Genomic DNA, 6,076 nt, shown 5'->3' on the forward strand with positions numbered 1-6,076 from the left:
AACACTTAAGGCCGGTGACTGGATGACATCAGAGCGACATTGGCGCGCATACTACTAATAATTCTCATATCTGGGCGTAATGGGCTAACCGAGAAAATTTCGTGGCTGCTGCTTGGGGTGTTTATGAAATGTTCGGGTTAAGTGTGTAAAAATAGTTCCTGGTTGCAAAGACTTCATAACTTGTTCGGGAACTGATACCCAAAAATGGTCGCTTTCGGTCAAAAACGAATACACAGGCCATTGCGCAATTTGGAGACCCTCGGCCGTGGAAGTTTGTCCAACAGCAGTCGATTATTGCATCTTATTGATGTCTTGCAGCTTGCTCTTGGTAGATAAGAAGCTGAGATTTCAGCTCCATCTTCTCTTGAGAAAGGACGTCCGACAACTCAATCAACTCTTCTCGTTTCATTGTCAGCTTCAGGAGCAAGTCGCTGATCTCGCCATCAGCAAGCGCATCGATTGGCTTTTCGTCCGGAATAGAGTTTTCAATGTAAGCTGTGATAGCCGCACCTTGCGCTCTGTTTGAATCTACTCTGTCTTTGAACAACTTATGCCGGCTGCTGCCATAGCTCCCATTGAACGTTGCCAGAGCATCATAGGTAACTTTGATTTCGTCACATAATTGCCGCAAGGATCCAGCTTTACTCAAGGTTTGTTGGGCAATTCGCGCGACCGATAAAATCAAGCGCTGACGTTCTACTTCAGCAGTCTTTTTCGCTAGCATTCTCGAAGCGCTAGCCGATCGCCATGCTGCAAAGGCAGATAACATTGCAATCAATGCACTTAGGCCGGCAAATAAGATCGCAAGGGCCGAGCTGGAGCTTTCTGGAGAAACTTCCATAATTCAACCTATATAACGAACCATAGCGGCGGCTGTGAATTGGCGACGGAGGCTCCCAGGAAAGGGCGTTCGGCGACCATAGCCCGATGCTGCCGCGATTTGTTAAAACGGCTTCTCTGAGTTCAGCCTTTCGACCACTGAGTTTACTAAAACCACTTCAGCCTCTTTTATTCCAATCTTGGCGATCAAGTGTGGGCGCTTATCCATTTCATCAACTAACAGATTGAATATCTGCCTGTCATTTGCTCTAACATTAAGTGCCGAGCTGTCGAGCACACTACCTACAAGGCCGGACAACCAGATTTGGTCCTCTCCTGATAACGGTTTATTGACACTCTTATCGTCACTTAACCAAACGGTTGCCCATGAGACCATTGGTAGGATAAAGGTATTTATCAGGAAAATTGAAAGTAAGACAAAAAGCGCACCATTAATATAATCAAAGAAGCTTGAAGCCCAGTTTACAACTGAATTTGGCAAAACAGGATAGTCACCCAGCAAATCATAGGCTGAGTATGGAACCCACTGCTCCTGATCAAGGGAGGGGATGGCCTGCTTTGCGATAAATATAAACAGCGCCACCAGAGAGCCCGCCCAAACAATCGGCTCGGCGAGATGGTCGTAGATTCGCAGTGCTTTCGTTTGGGTATCTTCACTCATAGAGTCACCGGTTTGATGGCCTAAATTTGAACGCCTTGGTTCATCGACAGCCTTTGCAGAGCGAAGCGGCGACAAGGCTGTCCGGTGGTGGGCCTTAAGGCCCGGAACAAACTGGAATGATTTGTCAGCAAAAGATTTGATGCCGGTAAAAAAATCCCTTCCATGCCTCCACTACACCATTAACGAACTCAAGCACATCATATCTTGCTCCATCGTCTAACTCGATCTGGATTGCCTCTTCGCCAACACCATAGCCTCCTTTTCCATAGCGGCCGACGCTATACCCTTGACTGCTCGTAGCAGACCGCGTAATGGGTTGTCGCTTAGTCAATTTGAAGTGCTTACTGGCCGTTGCGAGATCGCCGCATATTTTGAGCCAATAATCTGCATACAGACTGTCAATCTCGGTTTCAGATTTGGCCGGTTTGGAAATACTTGGATCATTTCTGACCCAATCGATCATGGAATAGCCAGTAAGTACGAAGTTAAATAGCCGGTCGCTAGTAACTTCCTCATCGAGGAGTTTGGCATCGCGTTGTAGCTTTGCGAATAACTCACGAACCGATCTCAAACCGTACGTTAGACCCATAATGCAACCTCGTTAATGCCGCTTAGTAAGCACGGCTGAGGGATAGAAGCACCCTCAGTCCTCCGTCATCGATTTGACAGCATCCAGAACGGGCCCGGGATCTAGGCCACGAACTAGCCAGGCGCGAGGACTCAATCGTCCGGTACCGACGTCTAAATCAACGTGTGGTGTGTCTATGAATCGCGCCAAGAAAAAGGGTTTTACCTGCGGGTAAGCCAAGGACAAGAGGTCCGACAAATGGGGGATCGCCCCCGACTCGGTAAACTGCCACCGCGGAAATTTTAAAGTTCCTTCATCTAGCTCCAGCACAGCCAATGATGGTGGCACTTCGCGTGTCTTGCTGACTATGCTTTCTTTCGAGAGGCCAAGCAGTGAGGCCGCGTCGGTTGTATCCCGAGCCTCAGTGACGAACGCGCGACATTCTTTGATGAGTGCGTCCAAACTCTCGCGGAGACATCTCCGATCGTCGGTTGAGTCATCAAGCCCCCGAGCTCCGCCACGCCTGAGAACAGCGATCTCTGTGTCGGAAAGACCACGGCCGGTCGGGCGTAGTGTCCCAAGCAATGTGTCAGCCAGACCTTCCAAATGCTCCGGTAGAGCCTTGTGGATATACGCTTTGGAGATGCCTACCTGAACCAGAAGCTGGATATCCTCTGCGGTGATATCAACCTCACAGTTTTCAGTACGCATCATGCGCCCCATTGTCGTTCACTGCCGAGTTTTGATTTTGCCCAGCACTCCAGGTCATCTGCATAAAAATACCCCGGTCCTCCGATTGCCAGCAGAGCCAGGACGAATGTTGAGAACCCAACGAAACCTGCCAAAAGATTCATGATTCTCGCTCCCTTGTTCAGCCAATGGTAGCTTTATCGTTTTTATTATCTTACGAAGTCTTAGGACATTTCTCACATTGAATATTCATCAAACATGATTGCGTCTATCCCGAGTCAGTTAGCAGCTAGGATGGCTAGAGCTCAACGTCGGCACGGATGCCACGCAAACGCGACACCTGCCCAGTGGTATGACGCGCCGGGGAGAGGCCTGGCCCACTTCAAATTTGCTCTTTCATCAAAGCAATGGGCGAACCATTTTTACACTGTGTGCAGAATAGGCCGTCTAACAAAACCAGATTTCATCAAAGTATGGTGGTTTTGTGATCGAATTGGTTGATTTGCGATCAATTTTGAGGCGCTAGGTAGCTTTAATCAGAGAAAAGTGGTTCGCACACCCCCCTGAACGGTGCCCATTGCTCCTAGAGAAAATACTGTTGGTCCCTGGCTTTAAAATAAATTCAGGGCCTGCGGCAGGCAGTGGGGTACGCCCAACATTCTCTGTCGGACATGATGCTCCGGATGTTTGCTGATCTGGTTGCGATGATGGGTGAAAATGAACCCACCCTGAAAACGCAGCTAATTGACAGAGACGTAATCTGCAAAACCTCAGTAAGCCGAGACACTGAACTGAACCGACCCCGAAACCGGGAGAGATGTGATGACCGGACGTGTACGATTCATCCGCCAAAGCGCTGAAACTAGCGAAAGCCAGCAAGACGATACTGATTAGCTTCATTCACACTCCAGATTGCTTTAACACCAAACATTAAGTGGTCGTGCGCAGCATGATTTCTACATGCCTGGGACTATATGCTGCCTATAAAGGAGTAAGCAGGCGACGTATGAAGGGTTAAGTAATCTGAGGGCAGGGCTTGGAACAGTGCGGCTGATTGCGGAAGGCACTGAGCACCAGTGCATGTGGATCGCGTTATATCCATCCTGGACCGATTTCTTGTTATTGTTTTGCTCAGCCCACCCCGCAGGTGTCGCTTTTTCGAGTCTTGAGCTGCACTCAAGCCCAGTTCACAAGGAACTGTAGGCGCTCACTTGTCAGTTCGAAGCAGCCTGATCGCCTGCCTCTGGGTGCCGCGGCTAATCTGAAGCGCGGGATCTGACAGGCTACAGCGGGTGCCCTATGTCGCAATAAAGTGGCCAATGGTAGTGCAACCATAATTTGGCCGCGCCTTGTAACCATAAACTGGCCGGGTATAGCCTGAATATGGTGTTATCAATGCGAAGTGTGATATCAAGCTTAAACAAAAGCGAACGTTCGCGCCGACCCGCACCAGTCCCAAAATTCAATAAAACGCACTCGCTTTCCTTGAGGCTGGATTTTTCATACTGTGACACCGGTACAGGGTCAGTAATGAACATTACTCGGTGGAAGACGGTTAAGGCAGAGGAGAGCAGGTCAATGAGTAAACGCCTGCATTTGGATAGAAACTAGAAAAGGAAAGCAAATTGTCTTACATCAAAAAGCACTGGAACGGCGAATTCTCACTAGCAGTTTCATTCTGGGTGAACCTGGTATTACTCGGCTTTGCACTGAGGGCAATCGATATTGTGCTCTCACAGCCAACGCTTATCGAAAGCCCGGTCTCTCAAGCAAGGGCGATTCTGATATTTGTGGCGGTCTCTCTTGCCGTTATTTACCCATGGCAGATCATTGGCGCCTGGCGTGCGGCCGACAATCACGTAGAGAGAACAAAGAAAGGCGGCTGGGCAATGGCAGCCAAAGTCATGATTACTATCGGTGTTTTGTCGACTTTCGGTAATGTGACAAGTGCACTTCCAGGCTACAAGAACCTGTATGAATTGGCGACGATCCAAGATGAATTCAGCAATTACAGCATCGAAGTGGTCGATGACGGGAGAGTTATCCACTTTACCGGCGGAATGGGTTTTGGCGCCTCAGAAGACATCGAAAAGACCATTGCCAAGCATCCCAATGTGGAAGGCATTATTCTCGACAGTATTGGCGGCAGGATTTACGAGGGTCGAAAGTTTTCCGAGATCATCCTAGAAAATGGTCTGAACACATACACGATCAAAGGCTGTAACTCAGCTTGTGGAACGGCCTTCATATCGGGCAAAAAACGCTACCTGGCGAGTGGTGCCAACTTGGGATTTCACCAGTACTCCCTTGCAGAATGGGAGGAGGACCAGCCGATGAGCATGATGGTGGAGCAAGAGCTTGACCTTGGCCTATTCCGGGAAAAGGGGATCAGTGAAAGCTTCCTGGATCGTCTGTTTAATGCTGAAAGCAATGACATGTGGTACCCGACAATTCCAGAGATGAAAGAAGCAGGCGTGATTCACGGTGTGATTGAGCCGTCGACACTCAGGCCGATCAATTACGCTTCTGCTGATCGAGGTCGAGTTGATTCGATGATGCAGAGTGTTCCTGCACTGGATGTCATAAAAGAGTATGAACCTGAAATTTATGGGGCCATCCTCACAGAGACCGAGCAAGCCTTGAAAGACGGAGGTTCGATTGTCGAAATTCAGGCTAGACTTGGCGGTTATGGTGAGCTGATTGCAACCAGATCACTACCCAGAACTAGCGATGAAGCCGTTATAGAATTTACCGAGCAGATAGTGAGCTCAATGAAAACGCTCAGGGATATTGAGCCCGTCTACTGCCTAAAACACATTCTTCCAGAGCAATTCGGAACGTTGGACATCACTGCGCACCTATCGAAGGATGAAATGCGCCCAATGCTGAATGCTTTGGGGAAAGTTATTCGCGAGCGATATGAAGCAGCCACAACTCCGGTTGTTGGCGAGCAGGAAGCTGAAGAGCTACTGGCTCAAGTAAGAAATCAAATGGGCGATCGGCTTGAGCTTTTAAATGCGCAGGGACTGTCAAACAGCGATGACTATCGCCAAGCCTGTAACGCTTTCATCTCCTTTTACGAGATCATTCTTCAAGCAGAAAGATCCGTTGCTGCGAACGCTTTACGCTGGGTATACACCCCCTTATAAATAAAAAGCCCTGTGTAGTGGTTCAATGGTAAGCGCATTTAAATCGACCCACTTGCATCACCCGCACTGAGATGTCAGACCCGAACCAGCTCCACGTTCCAGGGCAGCAATGCTTCCAGTTTCTCCGCCGTATCCGCCTCGGCAATATGCGTGAGCAGGTGGTGTATG

The 6,076-nt window shown here is 49.1% G+C and carries 5 protein-coding genes; 1 reads left to right on the top strand and 4 read right to left on the bottom strand.

Translation table 11 applies throughout. The annotated features are described in order from the left end of the window. Positions 1–301: 301 nt before the first annotated feature. From AC13C0_RS00505 to AC13C0_RS00520, 4 genes are all read right to left on the bottom strand, one after another. Complete coding sequence (locus AC13C0_RS00505; protein ID WP_482953742.1) at positions 302–841, bottom strand: hypothetical protein; 540 nt, start codon at positions 839–841, stop codon at positions 302–304. A 102-nt stretch (positions 842–943) separates the two neighbouring features. Further along, the gene (locus AC13C0_RS00510; protein WP_339753401.1) at positions 944–1,501 is read right to left on the bottom strand and encodes a hypothetical protein; all 558 of its coding nucleotides are present in this window, start codon (positions 1,499–1,501) and stop codon (positions 944–946) included. Between the two features lie 124 nt (positions 1,502–1,625). Further along, positions 1,626–2,090, bottom strand: coding sequence for a hypothetical protein (locus AC13C0_RS00515; RefSeq protein WP_339753405.1), 465 nt, complete (start codon positions 2,088–2,090; stop codon positions 1,626–1,628). A gap of 689 nt (positions 2,091–2,779) precedes the next feature. Further along, the gene (locus tag AC13C0_RS00520; protein WP_339753408.1) at positions 2,780–2,923 is read right to left on the bottom strand and encodes a hypothetical protein; all 144 of its coding nucleotides are present in this window, start codon (positions 2,921–2,923) and stop codon (positions 2,780–2,782) included. A gap of 1,461 nt (positions 2,924–4,384) precedes the next feature. Here AC13C0_RS00520 and AC13C0_RS00525 point away from each other — a divergent pair. Then, positions 4,385–5,908, top strand: coding sequence for a COG3904 family protein (locus AC13C0_RS00525; RefSeq protein WP_339753411.1), 1,524 nt, complete (start codon positions 4,385–4,387; stop codon positions 5,906–5,908). Positions 5,909–6,076 lie beyond the last annotated feature (168 nt).

The organism is Marinobacter sp. B-21, assembly GCF_056857895.1.

Bases quoted from the DNA above. Each gene is read 5' to 3' on its own strand.
- AC13C0_RS00505 (WP_482953742.1), bottom strand. From the start codon at position 841: ATGGAAGTTTCTCCAGAAAGCTCCAGCTCGGCCCTTGCGATCTTATTT.
- AC13C0_RS00510 (WP_339753401.1), bottom strand. From the start codon at position 1,501: ATGAGTGAAGATACCCAAACGAAAGCACTGCGAATCTACGACCATCTC.
- AC13C0_RS00515 (WP_339753405.1), bottom strand. From the start codon at position 2,090: ATGGGTCTAACGTACGGTTTGAGATCGGTTCGTGAGTTATTCGCAAAG.
- AC13C0_RS00520 (WP_339753408.1), bottom strand. From the start codon at position 2,923: ATGAATCTTTTGGCAGGTTTCGTTGGGTTCTCAACATTCGTCCTGGCT.